The organism is Clostridium estertheticum (genome assembly GCF_011065935.2).
Classification (GTDB): Bacteria; Bacillota; Clostridia; order Clostridiales; family Clostridiaceae; genus Clostridium_AD; species Clostridium_AD estertheticum_A.
In genome coordinates, this window is record NZ_JAAMNH020000001.1 from 4,438,777 (window position 1) to 4,459,374 (window position 20,598).

At 30.5% G+C, this 20,598-nt stretch carries 17 protein-coding genes; 6 read left to right on the forward strand and 11 right to left on the reverse strand.

Features of this window, described 5'->3' with window-relative positions; genetic code table 11:
- Positions 1–401 precede the first annotated feature (401 nt).
- The gene (locus tag G9F72_RS21155; protein ID WP_164957605.1) at positions 402–2,726 is read right to left on the reverse strand and encodes a YcdB/YcdC domain-containing protein; all 2,325 of its coding nucleotides are present in this window, start codon (positions 2,724–2,726) and stop codon (positions 402–404) included.
- A gap of 260 nt (positions 2,727–2,986) precedes the next feature.
- Here G9F72_RS21155 and G9F72_RS21160 point away from each other — a divergent pair, with 260 nt between their 5' ends.
- On the forward strand, positions 2,987–3,580 hold the full coding sequence (locus G9F72_RS21160) for a flavin reductase family protein (protein WP_164957604.1): 594 nt from the start codon (positions 2,987–2,989) through the stop codon (positions 3,578–3,580).
- A gap of 32 nt (positions 3,581–3,612) precedes the next feature.
- On the opposite strand, the gene G9F72_RS21165 is transcribed toward G9F72_RS21160, so the two are convergent.
- Both G9F72_RS21165 and G9F72_RS21170 read right to left on the reverse strand, forming a co-directional pair.
- Positions 3,613–4,638, reverse strand: coding sequence for an SPFH domain-containing protein (locus G9F72_RS21165; RefSeq protein ID WP_164957603.1), 1,026 nt, complete (start codon positions 4,636–4,638; stop codon positions 3,613–3,615).
- 30 nt (positions 4,639–4,668) lie between these two features.
- Positions 4,669–5,097: an NfeD family protein gene (locus G9F72_RS21170; RefSeq protein ID WP_164957602.1), complete on the reverse strand. Its 429-nt coding sequence runs from the start codon at positions 5,095–5,097 to the stop codon at positions 4,669–4,671.
- A 484-nt stretch (positions 5,098–5,581) separates the two neighbouring features.
- Here G9F72_RS21170 and G9F72_RS21175 point away from each other — a divergent pair, with 484 nt between their 5' ends.
- On the forward strand, positions 5,582–7,498 hold the full coding sequence (locus G9F72_RS21175; protein WP_164957601.1) for an NAD(+) synthase: 1,917 nt from the start codon (positions 5,582–5,584) through the stop codon (positions 7,496–7,498).
- A gap of 168 nt (positions 7,499–7,666) precedes the next feature.
- Here the strand turns inward: G9F72_RS21175 and G9F72_RS21180 are convergent, their stop codons facing one another.
- Positions 7,667–8,089: a YaaR family protein gene (locus G9F72_RS21180; RefSeq protein WP_164957600.1), complete on the reverse strand. Its 423-nt coding sequence runs from the start codon at positions 8,087–8,089 to the stop codon at positions 7,667–7,669.
- A 259-nt stretch (positions 8,090–8,348) separates the two neighbouring features.
- Here G9F72_RS21180 and G9F72_RS21185 point away from each other — a divergent pair, with 259 nt between their 5' ends.
- From G9F72_RS21185 to G9F72_RS21195, 3 genes are all read left to right on the forward strand, one after another.
- Entirely contained in the window at positions 8,349–8,885 is a 537-nt protein-coding gene (locus tag G9F72_RS21185; RefSeq protein ID WP_164957599.1) for a chromate transporter, read from the forward strand.
- Positions 8,886–9,422 carry a chromate transporter gene (locus G9F72_RS21190; protein WP_164957598.1) on the forward strand — a complete coding sequence of 179 codons (537 nt, stop codon included), beginning with the start codon at positions 8,886–8,888 and terminating at the stop codon, positions 9,420–9,422. It abuts the gene before it with no gap.
- A gap of 122 nt (positions 9,423–9,544) precedes the next feature.
- A complete protein-coding gene (locus G9F72_RS21195) occupies positions 9,545–12,208 on the forward strand; it encodes a cation-translocating P-type ATPase (protein WP_164957597.1) in 2,664 nt (887 codons plus the stop codon).
- A gap of 158 nt (positions 12,209–12,366) precedes the next feature.
- Here the strand turns inward: G9F72_RS21195 and G9F72_RS21200 are convergent, their stop codons facing one another.
- The 3 genes from G9F72_RS21200 to G9F72_RS21210 form a co-directional block, all read right to left on the reverse strand.
- The gene (locus G9F72_RS21200; RefSeq protein ID WP_164957596.1) at positions 12,367–13,206 is read right to left on the reverse strand and encodes a S1 RNA-binding domain-containing protein; all 840 of its coding nucleotides are present in this window, start codon (positions 13,204–13,206) and stop codon (positions 12,367–12,369) included.
- Between the two features lie 22 nt (positions 13,207–13,228).
- Positions 13,229–13,726, reverse strand: a complete 498-nt coding sequence (locus G9F72_RS21205) for a GAF domain-containing protein (protein WP_164957595.1) — start codon at positions 13,724–13,726, stop codon at positions 13,229–13,231.
- 155 nt (positions 13,727–13,881) lie between these two features.
- The gene (locus tag G9F72_RS21210; RefSeq protein WP_164957594.1) at positions 13,882–14,388 is read right to left on the reverse strand and encodes a gamma carbonic anhydrase family protein; all 507 of its coding nucleotides are present in this window, start codon (positions 14,386–14,388) and stop codon (positions 13,882–13,884) included.
- A gap of 418 nt (positions 14,389–14,806) precedes the next feature.
- On the opposite strand from G9F72_RS21210, the gene G9F72_RS21215 reads away from it, so the two are divergent.
- Entirely contained in the window at positions 14,807–17,833 is a 3,027-nt protein-coding gene (locus G9F72_RS21215; protein ID WP_164957593.1) for a vitamin B12-dependent ribonucleotide reductase, read from the forward strand.
- Between the two features lie 322 nt (positions 17,834–18,155).
- Here the strand turns inward: G9F72_RS21215 and G9F72_RS21220 are convergent, their stop codons facing one another.
- The 4 genes from G9F72_RS21220 to G9F72_RS21235 all read right to left on the reverse strand — a co-directional run bounded on the left by G9F72_RS21220 (position 18,156) and on the right by G9F72_RS21235 (position 20,592).
- A complete protein-coding gene (locus G9F72_RS21220) occupies positions 18,156–18,815 on the reverse strand; it encodes a PIN-like domain-containing protein (RefSeq protein WP_164957789.1) in 660 nt (219 codons plus the stop codon).
- Between the two features lie 5 nt (positions 18,816–18,820).
- Positions 18,821–19,060: a hypothetical protein gene (locus tag G9F72_RS21225; RefSeq protein WP_164957592.1), complete on the reverse strand. Its 240-nt coding sequence runs from the start codon at positions 19,058–19,060 to the stop codon at positions 18,821–18,823.
- Between the two features lie 29 nt (positions 19,061–19,089).
- Positions 19,090–19,329, reverse strand: a complete 240-nt coding sequence (locus G9F72_RS21230; RefSeq protein WP_224676204.1) for a PIN-like domain-containing protein — start codon at positions 19,327–19,329, stop codon at positions 19,090–19,092.
- Positions 19,330–19,596: 267 nt separating this feature from the next.
- Complete coding sequence (locus tag G9F72_RS21235; protein WP_164957590.1) at positions 19,597–20,592, reverse strand: CPBP family intramembrane glutamic endopeptidase; 996 nt, start codon at positions 20,590–20,592, stop codon at positions 19,597–19,599.
- Positions 20,593–20,598 lie beyond the last annotated feature (6 nt).

Sequence of the window (20,598 nt, forward strand, 5' to 3'; positions counted from 1 at the left end):
CCCATAGTCCTCTACATCATAAATTTCCGTAAGCACCTAGGAAGTTAATTATTTACTACTTTTAGAAATAATGAGATGATAGGAAATTTCGATCCAGTGACTTGCAATAAAAATCAATGAAACTATTGAAATTCAATTTAGATATTTTTTCTTAGATTATGCTAACAAAAGTATGTATTGCGCAGAATGCATTCGAACAAGCCTTAGTAATTCACAATTTATTTTATTTGCATTTTTTAGCAACTGTAAATAAAATAAATTTTAGAATTACTTGACGAAGTGAGAGCATTTCCAGCAATATATACTTTTCGTTATAGCATAATATAAGAAAAAACGCTTAATCAAATTTCTAGTTTGGAGTTCTATTGTAAGGCACGTAGGAGGAATTCCCTATCTTCCCATTAATATTGTGTATTTCTTACATTATTAAGTGCATTATATACACCTACAGCCAATTGTTCCATTGTTGTATTGTCCTTTGGCTTAAATTCATTGTTTTCTATTTTTATAAAACCAAAAGCCTCTGCAATAGCAACATATCCTAAATTACCCTTACTTATTTGAGCTATATCTTTATAATTAATTTTAAACAAATCACTGTGCTCAGCCAATTTGCTATAATTAGTAAATTTAACTAAGGTTTTAGCTAGCTCCTCTCTAGTAACTAATTTGTCTCCTATAAATTCCCCATCTGAGTTTTCCATAATTCCATAGGATACAGCCATTTGAAGGTATTTATAGTTTACATCAGATTTTGCAATGTTTGAGAACTTTAAATCTGCAGTTTTTTCTGCCATATATGGTGTATATCCTCTTGCATTTACTAACATTTTGATTAAGTCAATTTGGGTAACTTTTTTATCTAATTTAAAATCACCAGTTTCTATTAATCCTTTAGATGCTAAAATGCTTAATTCTTTTTCTGCCTTACTACCTTTGATTTTCTCTTTAAACAATTCTATATTTTGGTCAATAATTTCACCATTATAATTTATAAACTTACCCGTAAGAGCATCAATACTTGTATAATCATACATCCCACTAGCATCGCCAAGTTTATAAGCGAGTTTCATTTCTAATTCTGGTTTTTCTGGATTATCACTTTTATTTATTTGAGTATAAACCAGGACTGGTTTATACTTACTAAACATTATTTCACTTGCATTTTGCACACTTATCGCATTTTTAGTATCTGGAAATTTAATATTCTTATCCCAATTAGAATTTAAACTATTCATTTCGCCAGTTACAGCGCTAAACCCAACATTTATAGTGTTTTCATTAAATTCTATGCCATTTTCTAATCTAGCAAAGTTAAAATAATAATTTCTTTCCCCCATTTTATCATAACCATTATAACTATAATGAAGTTGCTCTGTTTTTAATTGTTTTACTTTATCGGGATAATACTTTGCAACTGCCTCTATAGCCTTAGCATATGCCTGTTCCCAGGATAATTTAGCAACGAATTTTCCACCTCCATTATAATCCTCATTAGAATATTTATAACAATTTGCTATTTCTCCAGTTAAAGCATCTATTGATACATTCCCACTTTCGTTGTATTTTCCTGCATCCCCTTTACTGAAAGATGCACTCCAAGTTTTATTAGTTGAACTGCCAAAGTTTTCAGGATATTCTTGATATCCTAACCCTTGAATTACATAACCCTCACCATAGATCTTATTTATGAAACTTTTTATTATAGTTCCTGCTTCCTCTTCTTCTATTGCCTTATCTCTAGGTGTTACCACTTTTGCACTATTATAAAATAAAGTTTTTTCTTTTTCATTTAAATCTTTTATTACAGGACCGCTAGCATTATTAAATGGATCAATAAACTTGCCATCTTTAGCATCTAACATATTTCCTTTACTGAATTCTGGCACGTATACTACTTTTATATTTCTTTTATTTTCATAATACTTATAATTTTGTGTAAAAGCCATGAATTTCAAAGTCATTTTTGCTCCACTTTTAAAAGCTTCAACAGCAGTTTTGGAATCTACTATGGCTTTAATCTCTGGAAATTTTAAATCTGTATTCCAATTATTATTGTAAGAAACTACCTTCCCAGATACCCCATCAACTTCTATATTTATATTATTACCATCAAATTCTATACCATTAACTTTATTTACATAGTTAAAATTATAATTAGGTGATCCATAATTTCCTAAATTATTATAATTTCTTTTATTTAATTCATCGTATTTATTTGGTTGAATTTTTTTAACAAAATCATCACTAATTTTTTCTGCTTGCATAATTGTTATTGTTGGAACCGTATTTTCTTCATTTGCGTTACGTTCATAATTATTTGCTTGAGTAACTTCACCAGTTTCTGCATTTAAGGTAACATTAATGCTAATAGTTTTTGCCATATTATTCATTTGCCAATTAATATTCCAGGAGCTACTCTGCTTCCCATTGTAATTTGATGTATTAAAGTTACTTGTTTGTGTTAATTTACTCTCATCTATTTCTGTATTAAAATAAGTTTTCATCATTCCCTTTGCAATTTCTTTTGCTTTTTCCTTTGATATTTTAACACTCTTCTCAGCTTCACTATTTGTTGTAATTGCAGTCCCGGTGGTTGTGTTTGTGGTTATGATGGGTGTAACTTGTGTTGGAGCATTTGTCATTGTTTTTGCAAAAGTTGAAGTTGTACTAGTAAAGATTAATGCTGATGCTAATAGTATTGAAAACATTTTTTTCCTGTTCATGATAATTCCTACCTTTCAATATAATATTTTATTATTTTATATATAAATCTATCTTTAGTTGAAAAGTATACTTTGTATAATTTTATTCTCATTCATATATATATATTATAGACGATTACAAATTTAATTTAGTTACATATAAATTACATTTATTTCTATTTAAATAAATTTTTTTCAATTATATTTGCAACTTTATAAATCTTTTAAGGTATTGTATAATGGATAATGTTATAGAAAAAAAGGCATGGGAGTGAAAATATATGACAAAGACTATTTTTAAAGGCAGTGCAATGCTAAATCCTGTTCCTGTAGTATTAATTACCTCAAAAAATAAAGAGGACAGCGTAAATGTTTTTACGGTAGCTTGGATAGGAACGGCTTGTACTAAACCTCCAATGATAACTGTAGCCATAAGGCCTGAAAGGCTTTCCTACGAATATATAAAAGAAAGTGGTGACTTTGTAGTAAATTTGCCTAATTCTAAAATGGTTAGACAAGTTGACTTTTGCGGAGTACGCTCAGGACGGCAAATAGATAAAATTAAAGAAATGAACTTTCTTATTGAAGACAGTGTGGATGTCACAGCACCTTTAATTTCTGAATGCCCAATATCTCTAGAATGCAAGGTTAAAAGCATTACCCCTTTAGGTACCCACCATTTATTTTTAGCTGAAATTGTAAATACCCATGTAGATAATAGCTTAATAGATTTTAATGGAAAAATCCATTTTGAAAGTGCAGATCTTATTACTTATTCTCATGGTGAATATTTTAGCGTTAATTCTAAACCTTTAGGTAAATTTGGTTATTCAGTTCAGAAAAAAGTCAAAAAACCACATAAAAAGAAAGCCTGATTTCTCAGGCTTTCTTTTTATGTGGTTTCTTTTTATATTAATTTCTTGTCCATTGATATATTTCCCATTGTTTTATTTTCTACTGTTTTATTTTCTATTGTTTTATTTTCAACGTTCTTAGTCATTTTCAACATTTCAGCTATAGCTGATATACTACCTAAACTTGATAATGTTTCAAGTGGAAGTATAAGTTTATTAGCAGGATTCTTAGCCATTTCTTTAAGAGCCTCAATTTGTTTTAATGCTATTACTGTTTCGTTTGTACCTGACTCTATAATAGCTGAATTTATTCTTCTTATTGCATCTGCCTCTGCGAATGCAATTTCTGATATAGCTTTGGCCTTACCTTCAGCTTCAAGAAGTTGTGATTCTTTCATTCCTTCTGCACGTCTAATATTTGCTTCTTTTTCAGCCTCAGCATTTAATATTTGAGCTTGTTTATGTCCTTCTGCTCTTTCAATTTGACTTTGTTTTTCACCTTCTGCGGTAAGGATAAATGCTCTCTTATCTCTCTCTGCTCTCATTTGTTTTTCCATAGCCTGTTGAATTTCAGTTGGTGGAATTATATTTTTTATTTCTACCGATAATATTTTTATACCATAAGCATCTGTAATTTCATCGATTATTTCAAGAAGTTTTAAATTTATTCTATCTCTTCCTGATAATACTTCATCTAAAGTCATATCTCCACAAATATTTCTCATATTAGTAATAGTTGAGTACACAATACCCGATTTATAATCTTCAATATTGTATACCGCATCCCTTGAGTTAACAACCTTATAGAATATAACATTATCAATTGATATATTAACATTATCCTTAGTTATAACATTCTGTGGTTGTATGTCTAATATTTGTTGCTTAGTAGAAATCCTTCTTCGAACAAAATCTGCAAAAACAATTGTTAAATGCCAGCCTGGCTCTAAAATCCTATGAAACTGACCGAACCTCTCTACTAAAACAACTGATCCAGTGTTAACAATTTTAATAGATGATAAAATCGCAATAATTATTATTAACAATATAAATAAACCTATAAATGATCCAACATTCATTACAAATTCCTCCTTAAATTTTAGTACAAGTTATACCTTAGCTATTAATAACTTATTTCCTTCGATACCAATAATTTGAACTAAGTCCCCTTTTGTTAAAGGCTTACCTACGTTTTTTACAGTCCAATAAATTCCTTGGAATTTAATACTTGCTTTTATATCAATATCTTTTGTTATTGTAAATTCAGTACCTATATACGCTTCTTCCATAGTTGGTGTTCTGCTTACAGTTTTCTTTATAGTTCTCTTGACTATTGGATATCCGACAGCCATAAACACTGCACTAACTGCTACAAAAATAATGGCTTGAACAACTACTGGTGCATTAAAGGCTATTGAAATTATTGCTGCAACTGCACCTATAGCAAACCAAACAAACATAAAACTACTCGTTACAATATCAATAGCTAGTGCCCCTAATGCTATAACTACCCAAATCACCATTGACTCCCATTCCATGTTGTACTCCCCCTTTCGCATATCAATTTATTTTAAACATTAGGACATTACTAATCCTTATTTAATTATATCCCTTTTGTGCACTTTATGACACCATTTTCTGTAATAATATTACACCAAAAACTTTATGTGGTATTAATATATTAATATACTATTATATATTATTTTTTATACATAATAAAGTTTAGTTTTAGTACACTATGGGTTATTTAATACCCTATAAACGCTATTGTATAGTTTTATCACAGGTTTGCATTCATTATCTCATTAATTTAAGCTTTTAATAAAATATCAGAATAATTTCACAATAAAATATAAAATAGTTTGGGGACGGTTAACAATTATTTAACCTAAGGTAAAATAATTGTTAACCGTCCCTACTAATGAATCTAAGATAATGATATAATTTTAGTGAACATTGGTTATATAAAGTCAATTTTACAAATACTATATTTGAAAAACCAAAGAAAGGTCGTGAACTAGTTTGAATACTTCTTTTATTAAGGTTTCTGCTGCTTGCCCTGTGGTAAATGTGGCAGATATAGAATTTAACTTAATTAACATAAAAAGTTGCATCGGAGAGGCTTTAAAAGAAAAATCAAAATTCATAGTTTTCCCAGAACTTTGCATAACAGCTTACACCTGCGCAGATTTATTTTTACAACAGGAGCTACTTAAAAAGGCTGAAAGTGCAATTGAATCTCTGTGTGAATTTTCTAAAAACAAAGATATACTGATTGCTGTAGGGTCTCCACTACATTTTAATAATTGTCTATATAATTGTGCTTATGTAATATTTAAAGGTACCATTTTAGGAATAGTACCAAAAAGCTATATTCCTAACTACTCTGAGTTTTATGAAAAAAGATGGTTTACTGAGGGTCTTGGCGTTATAAACAAAATTGTAAATCTTTCTTTTGCAAAAGGCATCCCCTTTGGAACAAATTTATTGTTTACCAGTAATAATATTAAATTTGGTTTTGAAGTTTGTGAGGATCTTTGGGTAACCATTCCTCCAAGCAGCTATTTAGCACTTCAAGGTGCAAATATAATTGCTAATTTATCTGCATCTAATGAACTCGTTAGCAAAGCTGATTACAGAAAATCCTTAGTTTCATCTCAGAGCGCAAGATGTATGTGTTCTTATTTATATGCATCCTCTGGTGTTTTTGAATCCTCCACAGATTTGCTTTTCAGTGGACATCTATTAATTAGCGAAAATGGCATTTTACTAAAAGAAAATAATAGATTTCAAAGAGAAAATGAAATTGTTACTTCTATTATAGATATAGATAAGTTAAATAGTGAAAGGTTAAAAAATATCAGTTTTAGAAATAGTACTTCCATATGCCCTTTTGACGTTTGCGAAATTCCTTTTGAATTTTCAAGCACAGAATTCGGGGTTTTTGATAGAACTATCGATAAGCATCCTTTTGTTCCTTCTAATCAATACCTGCGTGAAATACGTTGCAAGGAAATATTTAATATCCAGTCCTCGGCTCTTGCTAAAAGATTCTCTTATACTGGACTTAATAAAGCTATAGTTGGGATTTCAGGCGGACTTGATTCAACTCTTGCACTACTAGTTATAGCTAAAACCTTTGATATGTTAAAGCTGCCAAGAAAAAATATTATTACTATTACTATGCCTGGTTTCGGAACTACAGATAGAACCTATCTGAATGCCATAAACCTATGTAAACATTTAGGTACAGAGTTTAGAGAAATTAATATAGTAGATGCTTGTTTGCAACATTTCAAAGACATAAATCATCCAATAGAAAAACATGATGTAACTTATGAAAATGTTCAAGCAAGAGAAAGAACTCAAATTCTTATGGATGTTGCTAATAAAGATGGTGGACTATTAATAGGAACAGGAGATTTATCTGAACTGGCTTTAGGTTGGTGCACATATAATGGAGATCATATGTCTATGTATTCTGTTAACTGCTCAATTCCTAAGACACTGGTTCGATACTTAGTTAAGTATGTAGCAGATAAAGAAGCCTCAGTGGAAGTTACAGATATACTTTTAGATATACTTGACACTCCTGTAAGTCCAGAACTTCTACCTAGTGATGCGAATGGTGAAATTGCTCAAAAGACTGAAGACATAGTAGGACCCTATGAACTACATGACTTTTTCCTTTACTATTTTATGAAACAAGGAGCTTCTCCTAGTAAAATATTATTCTTAGCAAAAGAGGCCTTCAAAGAAGATTATAGCGAAGAGGTAATCATCAAATGGTTAGATAAATTTATAAAAAGATTCTTTACACAACAATTTAAACGTTCAGCCTTGCCAGATGGTCCTAAAGTAGGAACTATAAGTGTATCTCCAAGAGGAGATCTTCGAATGCCATCTGATGCTAGTTTTAATTCCTTCCTTCAAAAATAATAAAAATATACATTATATTATATAAGGGGCTTTAAACGCTCCTTACCAGGTTTGCTAACAAATATTTTTATGCGCAAAAAAAGTATATATTACGTATAATGCATTCACTTCGCTTTAGAACTTCTTACAAAGTGAATACATTAATAGTAATATATACTTTTTTCTTTTTTATTTATAAATATCTACAATAAGTCCTGCAATTTCATCAATGGTATTAGCTACGTCAAGGTTTTCTTTTTCTTGGCTCAGTAACATTTGTGTTAGTTCCTCTAGTTTGACATCCACAGTATCCACCGTTATAAAATACTGTGTTTGCCAAAAGCTAATATCCTTTTTAACCTCGTACATATGTTTTAAAACAGAGTCTAAGTATTCTCTAATTAAATTTTTATATGCTCTCACATCTGCGAAACATTTTGTAATACACAATCTATTTCCTTTCTTTTTTATGTCCTCCATCATGTCCTTCAATTGTTCCTCTGATTTTTGTTGCCTAGCAAAGCTAAAATTTTGAGAAAAATCTTTTTTACTAGATACGGTTTTCTTGTCTGAAGTAATAGTTGAATTTCTTCTAGCTCTTGATATTTCCAATTTCTTCACCCCCTAGTTTATGCAAATCAATTGTTATAAATGTTTTTACATCATTATATACATTATATCGGATTTTCCAAAAAAAAATATACACAATAGAAAATTCTTTTACTGTAAATTTGCCAATTTTTTTTTATATTAGTATAATAATATGGTAAATAATATAGATTATAGATATAGGTTTTTGTTTTTAATTAAAGCTAAAAAACACTATTTCTAGCTATATAACTATAAATTAAAATTCTTAGGGGTGAAACAAATGAAAAGATTACTAATTATGTTTTGGACTTTTTTTAAAATAGGAGCTTTTACCTTTGGTGGAGGTTATGCCATGATACCACTGATTGAGATGGAAGTCGTCAATAAAAAAAAGTGGCTATCTAAAGAAGATTTCTTAGATATAATTGTTATTTCGCAGACTTTTCCTGGAGCCTTAGCTGTTAATAGTAGTATATTTATAGGCTATAGAATTAGCGGACTGCTTGGAGCAATCATCGGACTTCTAGGAGTTGTTTTACCCTCATTTTTTATAATACTATTGATTGCAGTTTTTTTTATGAAATTTAGAGATTATTATTATGTGGATTTAGTTTTCAAAGGCATCTCTGCTGCAGTACCAATGCTTATACTCATAGCTGTTGTAAGCTTATCCAAATCTTTAAAGAAAAGCTATGCAAATCTTGTTATAATTTTAGTTTCCATGGCAAGCATATTATTCTTAAATGTACACCCTGTCATAGTAATACTTTTATCTGGATTATACGGGGTTATATTTCTCGGAAAGAAGGTGAAATAAATGTCTAATCTAATTCAAATTTTCTTATCCTTCTTAAAAATAGGTGCCTTTAGCTTTGGTGGAGGCTATGCCATGCTTCCACTTATCCAAAGAGAAATTGTAAATAGCCATAATTGGATTACTTATAAAGAGTTTATTGACATTATTGGTATATCACAAATGACTCCTGGACCTATAGCCATAAATTCAGCTACTTTTGTAGGTTTCAAGGTTTCTGGTATATTAGGTAGTATTGCTGCAACCCTAGGTGTAGTATCCTTTTCATTTCTCTTAGTTTCCATAGCTAATCACTATATTGTTAAATTTAAAGAGTCCTACATAATGAAGGCTGCACTAGCAGGAATGAGGCCTGCGCTAATTGGTCTTATAGTTTCTGTATTCTTGTCCCTTGGAAAAGAATCTTATAAGGACATTAAAAGTGTAATAATTGGATTCATAATTTTGGGACTTCTTCTTACAAATAAAATTCATCCAATTTTAATAATAATAATTTCAGGGGTATTGGGTATTGGTTTTTATGGTTTAATACCTATCTGAAACTATTTCTAATCATTTTCTTCGTTTTCAATATACTTACATTTTATATTATAATATAACAATTTTCTTATTTTAAATAAATTCAGATATAATTACAAATACTAAAAGTCGAGGTGATATTAATGTTTTTCAACAAAACTATTGAGGAAGTTTTAAAAGAATTAGATACGAATCCAATAACAGGACTTTCTCAAAAGCAAAGTGAACTAAATGTAGAAAAATTTGGACTAAACCAATTAACAACTAAAAAACCTAAAACTCTAATAGCAATGTTTTTTGCTCAATTAAATGATATTTTAATTTATATTTTACTTGCAGCTGCTGTGATTTCCGCCCTCCTTGGTGAAACAAGTGATGCAATAATAATTGCTATTGTAATTATTATTAATGCTACAGTAGGAATTATTCAAGAGTCTAAAGCAGAAAAGGCTCTTGATGCACTAAAAAAATTATCTACGCCTAAGGCTGTAGTTAAAAGAGATGGGCAGTTAAAAGAAATCCCATCAGAAGAAGTTGTACCTGGAGATATTATTATTATTGATGCTGGAAGATATGTGCCCTGCGATCTAAGACTTATTGAAGCTGCAAATTTAAAAATAGAAGAATCTACACTTACAGGAGAATCTGTGCCCGTGGATAAAGATGCTTCTCTAGTCTTAACAGGCGAGGATATACCTCTGGGCGATCAAAAAAACATGCTCTTCATGTCTACCCTTGCAACCTATGGTAGAGGTGTGGGCATAGCTGTATCTACTGGAATGGATACTCAAATAGGTAAAATTGCTAAGATGCTTGATGAAAAAGTAGATGAGGAGACTCCCCTTCAAAAGAAACTAGCACAACTTGGTAAGTACCTGGGAATAGGAGCTCTATTCATATGTGCTCTCATGTTTATAGTTGGTGTTCTTCAAAAGAGAGATCTTTTTGAAATGCTACTCGTTTCTATAAGTTTAGCTGTTGCCGCTATTCCTGAAGGTCTTCCTGCTATAGTAACCATAGTTCTTGCTATGGGAGTTCAAAAGATGATAAAGGAAAATGCTATTGTACGGAAATTGCCTGCTGTTGAAACTTTAGGTTCAGTAAATATTATTTGTTCAGACAAGACAGGAACTTTAACTCAAAATAAAATGACGGTAACAAAATTCTATGCTGATGGTCACTTAGGAGCTATAGACAGTTTAAACATTAATCATAATGAGCATAAGCTCTTACTAGAAAATCTTGTTTTATGCAACGATGCCACTTACTCAGAAAATTCAAAGACTGGCGACCCCACAGAAATTGCTCTATTGCAAGCTGGGGTAAACTATAGCATATTTAAAGACGAATTAGAAAAAAACCATAAAAGAATTGACGAGATTCCTTTTGATTCAGATAGAAAATTAATGACTACTGTAAATAAATATGATAATGAATATTATGTAATGACAAAAGGTGCTATTGATAATCTATTAAATCTATGCACAAAGGCATATATTAAAGGCAGTATAATAGAAATCACACCAACCATCAAAAGTGAAATATTAGCTGCTGCAAATAATATGTCTGACAATGCACTAAGGGTTCTAGGTGCCGCTTATAAAATTCTTCCCACTTCTCATGTAGAGATTGATTCATTAGAAAATAATTTAACACTTATTGGCCTTGTAGGTATGATAGACCCTCCTAGGCTAGAGGTTAAGGATTCTATTTCCCTATGCATGAAGTCTGGAATAAAGACTGTAATGATAACTGGCGACCATCAAAACACAGCTTTTGCTATAGCCAAAGAATTAAATATTACTAATGATTCTTCTGAGGTTATATCTGGAACTGAGCTTGATAAAATGTCTGAAGAAGAACTGAGCAATAGAATTGAAAGTATAAGGGTATTCGCAAGGGTGTCCCCAGAACATAAAGTGAAGATTGTACGCGCTCTTAAAGCAAAAGGAAACATTGTATCAATGACTGGTGACGGGGTAAATGACGCACCCTCTCTTAAAATGGCAGACATAGGAGTCGCCATGGGTATAACAGGTACTGATGTGGCTAAGGGCGCTGCCGATATGATATTAATAGATGATAACTTTTCAACTATTGTTGCTGCTATAAAAGAGGGAAGAAACATCTTCACAAATATCAAGAAAACTATAATATTCCTTCTATCCTGTAATATTGGAGAAATTATAGCTCTGTTTCTTGCCATACTTTTAGGCTGGGCGTCGCCACTTAGACCTATCCATATATTATGGGTTAACTTAATCACTGATACACTGCCGGCTTTAGCCTTAGGTATAGATCCAGGCGACCCTGATGTAATGAAGTATAAACCTCGAAATCCTAAGGATAGTTTATTTAAGGGTGAATCCTTAAATTTACTTTTTAATGGATTGCTAATTGGTATATTAACCTTAACCGCATTTGTAATAGGTGCAAAATATTATAGTGGAACAAGTACTTTATTCCCACTATTCCCTAAAAATCTTTCAGAAGATGCATTAAAACATGCACAAACTATGGCCTTTGTAGTACTTAGTGTATCTCAACTAGTTCATTCACTAAATATGAGAAATGAAAAAAAATCTATATTCCAAATAGGTTTATTTTCAAACAAATATTTAATTGGTGCTATAGTTCTTGGTATCCTACTACAAGATTTTGTAATAACAATACCAGCGCTAGCAAACGCTTTTAGTGTTCATTCACTAAGTTTAATGGATTGGGTTTTTGTTACTATTCTATCACTTATGCCACTGCTCTTAAATGAATTTATAAAAATATTCAAACGTAGCTCCTCCGTATTATAAGGAACTAACTTAATAAGTATCCTTTTGAAGTCTTTAATATTGCAACCTCGAAGAAGATGAATAGCTTCGCAGGTTATGATTTAATTGTATAAAAAGTAAGAGTCTGATGATTTACTCATCAGACTCTTACTTTTTTGAAAAACATGAAAGATAAGAAATTATTTTAATCTAGTACCTTCTTCATCCTGAAGGATTAGATCACTTTTCATAAGGCCGCCCAATGCTCTTTTAAAGGCGTTTTTGCTGGTTTTAAAAACTTTCTTTATATCATCTGGAGAACTCTTATCATTGTATGGCATAGATCCATTAGAGCTATTTAAATATTCTAATATTTGCTCTTCAACTACATCTCTTTCTTCTAGTCTTGGCTTTCTTACTGTTAAGTCCATTTTACCATCTTCATAATATTTTTTTACTCTTACTTTTAATCTATCTCCAGGCGTTATATTCATATAATTCTCATTTCTTAGAATAACCCCTCTATAAATATCATCAATAGCTATCATTACAGTACCATTAGTCTGAATTCCGTATACTGTACCTTCCACTTCATCATCAATCTTATATGAATCTGTCTCATATAAATATTTATCAACAAAAGTAGTGGCTGCAATTCTTCCAGTCTTATCTAAATATATATAGAAAAGATATTTTCTTCCTGTTTCTAATTTGTAATTTTCCTCCTTAAAAGGAACCAATACATCTCTTTCTAGACCAATTTCTACAAAACTCCCTATTGTAGTCATGTCAATTACCTTAAGATAAGCTAAATCTCCAACCTTTGCAAGGGGTTTTTTTAAGGTTGAAATTAATCTATCACTTGAATCTCTGTATACAAAGGCTTCAACCTCATCATCAATATTAAGCGCCCTACCTAAGGTGCTTTTCATTGGAAGTAGTATGTCATCACTAGTGTTTCCTGTACCAGCGTCTAAATAGTACCCAAATTCTGCACGCCTTACTACTTTTAAATTATTTAAATCTCCTATGTTTATCATTTTATAATCTCCTACCTCTTATTTAAACTTTTGACCAATCTATGTATTTGTTAAGTTTAGAAACAAATTGCACTAAATATTTTTCTTCAAGCTCTGTAAATCTTCCTAGCTCTGGACTATCTAAATCTAAAACTCCATAAACTACACCGTCTTTTATTATAGGTATAACAATTTCTGAATTTGTTGCAGCGTCGCAAGCAATGTGTCCTGGAAATTCATTTACATTTTCTATACGCTGAAGTTTTTTTGTAGCTACTGCTGCTCCACATACACCTTTACCTATTTCTATCCTGTTACACGCTGGAAGGCCCTGGAACATTCCAAGCACCAATGTATTTTCGCGTAGTATGTAAAACCCTGCCCAATTTAATCTATCCATAACTGCTTTAATAATTGCAGCAGCATTTGATAAATTTGCTAAATTATTTTTTTCTGAGCTGAGCTGTCCTTCTAAAACAATAAGCATATATTTATATTTCTGCTCATTTGTCATCTTTTCTATTCCATTTAATTTTATCATTTTCTCACTCCTTAAAAACAAGAACTCCCTGCCTTCTAAATCCCTACTTCTATTGTAGTGAAAAAACCATCAAAATAAAAGCTATTTTTAAAAATAAAAGGCAGTTAACACCTTAATTATTCAAATAGTTGTTAACCGTCGCCATATATCCACTTTTATTTTATTATATATTTCATTGAAAGTTGTACATAATGCTCCGCGGATTCTTTTAATCCTTGTTTTTCTTCTATGGTTAGTTCTCGAATTATCTTTGCGGGCACTCCCATGCAAAGAACACCAGAAGGTATCTTCTTCCCTTGAGTGACTAAGCTACCAGCACCGATTATAGTATATTCTCCTATTTCAGCCCCATCAAGTATAGTGCTACCCATACCAATTAAAGTATTACTTGAAATTTTACAACCATGTATTATAGAATTATGTCCTACAGTTACATAATCTCCTATATACACTGGAAAATCCTTATTAGTATGCACCGTGCAATTGTCTTGAACATTTGAATAAGCACCTACAGATATATGATCCATATCCCCTCTTAATACAGCCCCAAACCAAATGTTACTGCATTGTCCTATAAATACATTTCCTATAACATCTGCACTTATAGCCACAAAAGATTGCTTGTGTACAGTAGGTATTTGTCCATTAAATTGATGTATCATAAGTTTCCGATCACCTCTTCTAAAATAATAAATACATATATATTATACCCGATATTATATAATTTTAACTATAATTCGTCATATTTTTGGTTAATAGTTCATGTTGAATTATATACTATTTTATTATATAATAGCATTCAATTTTCATATTATTCTAATATATAATACATTGATTTTTATAATATTTTAATATATAATACCATATATAGTGATGAATTTGTTTGTATTCACTACATATTGTATACCATGCTGCTGTTTCAGTTCTATCATATAATATGGAGTTAAACAATTAATAGTGCTTCTAGCTTAGTAATATCAAGCATGTAGAAATACATTTCACATAATCTAGATTTAATTTTAAATATCAATAAAATAATCGGAGGTGAACATACTAGCTTTTTTTAAGCTAGTATTAATTATGGCGGAAATAAAAAGTTTATTTAAAAGATTTTATACAGGTGCATTAGAAGAAGATAAAAATATTACGGTTTTTGATTTATTTGAGTGGAAAAAGGTAGATGTTTTTTTAAAGGACCATAAATCTAACAAAGTACTTTTAGATATGAAGGATTTGGAATTTCCAGAGCATTACTCACAAAATTCTTGTGATATTATTGCTTCAAAATATTTTAGGAAATCCGGTGTTCCAGGCACGCTAGGTTATGAGAATAGTATGAAAATGGTTGCTCATAGGCTTGTTAATTTTTGGTGTGAATCCTTAATTGATGAAACAATTATTAAAACCCAGGAGGAAAAAAGCATTATTTATGATGAATTAGTTTATGCATTTTTAAATCAAATGTTTGCTCCAAATTCTCCTCAATGGTTTAATACTGGACTTAATCTATCTTATGGAATAAAAGGTGGAACTTTAGATAATTTTTATTATGATGAAAGTGAAAAAAAGATTGTTAAAAGCGAAGATGCTTATACAAGAACCCAAGCTTCAGCTTGCTTCATTCTCTCAATTGAAGATAAATTACTTGGCAAACACTCAATATCTGAGCAGTATGTAACAGAAACTAAATTATTTAAAGGCGGTTCAGGTACCGGAACTAACTTCTCTAGTATAAGAGGTAAAGGTGAAAAATTATCTAGTGGTGGAGTTTCTTCAGGCCTCATGAGTTTTTTAAAAGGCCTTGATAGAAATGCAGGGGCAATAAAATCTGGCGGAACTACAAGACGTGCTGCTAAAATGCTATGTCTTGATATTGACCATCCAGAAATAATGGAATTTATGACTTGGAAAGCTAAAGAAGAAGATAAAGTGCGTGCTCTTACTAAAATGGGTTATGATGGTAGCTTTGAAGGAGAATCTTATGAGACTGTCTCTGGTCAAAATGGAAACAACTCCATAAGATTCTCAGATGAATTCATGATGAAGGTGGATGGACTTTCAAAAAATCCTAAACAGACTATTACTCTTAAAGGAAGATCTGATAGCTCAGTTAATAAAGATATAAACGTCAACGAACTATGGGATACCTTTAACAAAGCTGCTTGGCTATGTGCAGATCCTGCTCCTCAGTTTGATGATACTTTTAATGCATGGCACACTTGCCCTGCTGGAGAAGATGGACAAGTTAATGCAAAGCACAATAGAATTAATTCAACTAATCCTTGTGGAGAATATGCATTTTTAGATGATACTTCATGTAATTTAGCCTCTATTAATATTTATAAATTTTATGATAGTAAAACTAAAAAATTAGATATAGATGGTTATGTTCATTTAATAGGACTTACTCAATTAATTCTTGAAGCTTCCATACATTGGGGCCAGTTTCCTACGGAAGATATAGCAAGAAAAACCTACTTATTTAGAAGCACAGGACTTGGGATTGCAAACTTATCTTCACTACTTATGGTAATGGGATATGCTTATGACTCAGAAGATGCTAGAAATTTAGCTTCTACGTTAACTGGAATAATGACTGGGCAATCTTATTATGTTTCATCCCTAATAGCAAAAGAACTAGCTCCTTTTGAAAAATATGAAATTAACAAACCATATATGCAACTGGTTATAAGAAATCACGCTAGAGCAGCTGGAGCACTAGATACTAAATTTGAAAATTTAAATTATAAGCCTATAAAAGTTAACCACTCTCTTTTAAATAAAAACTCTCTAGGATATATGGGCGAAACCTTAAAAAATTGTTGGTCAAAAGCATTAAATAGTGGTGAAAAATACGGTTTTAGAAATGCTCAAGTTACCGTTATAGCTCCCACTGGTACTATTTCCTTTGCCATGGATTGCGGTGCAACATCTATAGAACCATATTTCAGTCATTTCATTTATAAAAAATTATCTGGCGGCGGTTATATGACCATGGTTAATCCAGTAATTAAAGCTTCCTTAGATAACTTAGGATACTCTGAAATCCAAACAAATGAAATTTTAGATTATATTCTAAGAAAAGAAAAAGTTGAGGAAAATGGATTTGAATACGAAAAAATTATTGATGGTAAAATCGAGGGCGCTCCACATTTAAAACCTGAACATTTACCTATCTTTGATACAGCAAACAAATGCGGTAGTGGAAAAAGATATATTCCATTTATGGGACATGTTCTCATGATGGCAGCAATAACTCCAATGATATCAGGATCTATATCAAAGACTGTAAATTTACCTAAAAATGCCTCTATAGAAGACTTTAAAGAAGTTATATTGAATTCTTGGAAACTAGGTGTAAAAGGTATAGCCTTATATAGAGATGGTTCAAAGGCAAGTCAGCCTTTAAATACTACCTTATCTCAAGATAAAGAACTATCACTTGAAGATTTATCCTATTCGGATCTTTTAAAGAAAGCAAAGCAGCAGCAAGAAATATCCAATCATTCTACAAGAGAAAAGCCAATTGGAATCCGTTATGGCACTACACATCCTGCTCAAATTGATGATGTAAAAGTCTATACTACGGTAAATAGGCGTTCAAATGGAGAGATCTCTGAAATATATATAACAACAGATAGAGAAGGTACTATTATTACTGGACTTCTCAATTCCCTTTCAAAGTCTATTTCAGTAATGCTTCAGTATCACGTACCTGCAGAAGATATTTCTAAAATGCTTCGCGGACAAAAATTCGAACCTTATGGTTTTGTACAAAAACATCCTTATATTAAGTCTGTTTCATCTATATCTGATTTAATTAGCAAGATAATTGATATAGAATTAGGTGACTATACGAGATGTCAAATTAAACCTGAAAGCTATGAAAACACTAATATTCCTAAAAATCCGCTAATGCCAGATGAAAACGAAATTTCAGCTAGCTTAGTAGAAACTGAAAATGTATCTTCCTTCGAAAACACTGAAAAACCTAAAGGGGAAAGGTTATACTCTGAAACCTGCTCTCATTGTTCAAGTACTAAACTTGTTAAAAGTGGTACTTGCAAGGTTTGTCTAGATTGCGGAACAACTACGGGGTGCAGCTAGCCCCAAACTAATTCAACCAAATGCAGTAGACATACAACTTTGACCTTTACTAACACAACTTTTACCTTTATTGGTACAACTTTGAGCTTTACTAAAAAATGCATATTTATGCATTTGTATTCAAGTAAATAAATAGTCATTTCCTTTCAGTTAATATATGATTATTGTTTTTACAAATTATACACCATTATAAATATTTTTAAATAAATAAAATAAAATATAAATAAATATAGTTTTTACATTTTGCCCTTTGAAGGAAACTTCAAAGGGTTTCTTTTTTTCAAAATTATTTATAACAATATTGAACTGTAGTGCAATATTGTTATAAATAACCACCTTCCTTACCATCATACGGCACTCCATTAGCAGGATCTTCGTAGTGCTGTTTAAACCAAGATACCATTATCGTTACTTCATTTCCCACAGGTTTAGAACTCTGATTTATAATTTCTAATGCATTTATTAAAGCTGGATCTAACTGAAATTTATTTGCTATTTTATATGCATTTACTATAGCCGGACTTAACTTAACTCTGTTTGCTATTTTCAATGCATTTTCAATTGCTGGATAAAAGTAATTTAAGTTACTTAATTCCTCATCATCCAAATTCGAATTTAACAAATCTTTTTCTATTACAACTGACTCTCTCTCTAACTCTTTAGTGTCTTCTATGGTATGTAAACCTGAAATATAATTTATAAATTTCTGAGTAGTAATAGTGTGAAATTTTTGATTAGTCTCATCAAAAAATTCCTTAATTAGTTCTTTTCTGGGTCCTAAATCGTATTCGTGAAACTTATCACACCAATCAGATTTTCTGTCATCTGATACAAATAAGATATCCTTTTGTTTATCTTTTGCAATATTCATCATTTCTTTCCATATAATAAAATCTCCATAACAATTTGGCACTGACTTATTTTTATCCTCATATCCTGGAGGTGTTTGAACTTCATATCTCTTTTTCCCTAACTTATATATTTCCTCTAAATCAGCTTTTTAAATGGACTATTTATCTTACCATCAAATATCTCTAATATTTTATCTATAATAGGATCAACATCAATTATAAAAGTTTTGTCAATATCAACATTATATGAATCTATTTTATCTTCTATTTCTTTTTTAGTATTCGTTAATATATCCATAACACTATTCTTTAAATTAATTTCATGCTTTATTAAATTACAAGAATCTTTATTTTTTGATGTGAAATTATCTCTCACTATATTACTTAGTTCTGTAATTTTTATATTCAGTTCTTTTTTAAATCTTCTTTAAACTTAGATTTATTATATATTATTGTTAACCTATTATTATAAAATTCTTGTACTGATTGATATGTTAAAAATAGCCTGTCTTTTACGACATCTAATATTTCAAAATATTTTTCTCTATTATCATTATTAAATCTATATATGTTTAATAATGCATTTGCATCTAATATTATTATCCCATTTTTAAGTATGCTATCTGTGGAACCATTTTTCTCCATGTTATATTCAAAAAACACTTGTTTTATATTAATTCCTCCAATACTTTTCTATTAATATTGATTTCATACAAATTTAATATTTTTATAAATCCTAAGAGAGGACATTTGTAAAACGCAGAATTACTCCATTACTTTAGTAATTCTAACAGTTGTTTGCGTCGTCAGTTATGAAATATGCGAACTAACTTATTTAAAATAATATATTGAAGTAGCTTATTATATTATTTAGCTTTGATTAATCAATAAAGATATTACAAATTTTTTTAATTATTCTCTAGATATCTTCCCCTTATACTCTTTAGTAAATAGAAATGGTAGGAATACAATAGTGCAAAAGATTAAACTTAGTAATAAGTCCTTTAGTGAAATTGGCTTACCATAGGCACTACTGGCATCAATAAAAATACTGTTATTAATTAAATGAATAATTATAACTGACCAAAGGTTTCTAGTTTTCATATAGACAAATCCAAAGAAAATACTAATCAAAATACAATAGCCAATATGAGATAGTACACAATAAATAGGGGTGGATGGACTGTATAGCATAAAACAAAGTGGTAAATGCCATATCCCCCATATAAATCCTAATATAATAACACCAAGTTTTTCACCGAATAAAACTTGAAGTTTTGGCTGTAAGTATTCCCTCCATCCCAGTTCTTCTCCAAAGAATAATATAAAGGAGGAGAAAACACCAATTGGCACAATAATAATAAGTAAAGGGACTGTATGCATAGTCTTTTTTAGTATTTCAGATAAATTACTATAAGCAAGTCCACTAAATATAACTATAATTAATCTAAGTCCAATATACAATAAACCCAATAATATAACATTCTTAAAGTTCTTTCCAAAAACCATACTAATTTTTTCAAAACAATTATCTTTATTAATCTTTATCATAAAGAAAGCAAATATACTAACTATAGTTACGAGTATCACTATAACATTAGATACATGAGCTGGAAAAGCAAAAACTCCAACAATCAATATAACGATAGATAAAATACTGTAAATAATATAGAGCTTAAAGAAGCTCATTAATCCCTTGGGGATATTATCTTTATCATAATAAATTTTTACCCCAATGGCAGCTAATGCGGGATAAAGCATCTGCACTGATGCAAATGCTTGGACACCACTGGCATCAATATGTTTGTAAACAAAAAACATTAATATACCCATACTAAATGTAATTGAAAAGGTAACTAATAAGAATGCTACTATTTCGTTTTTATTTTTATTCGACTTTGTATCCATAGAATC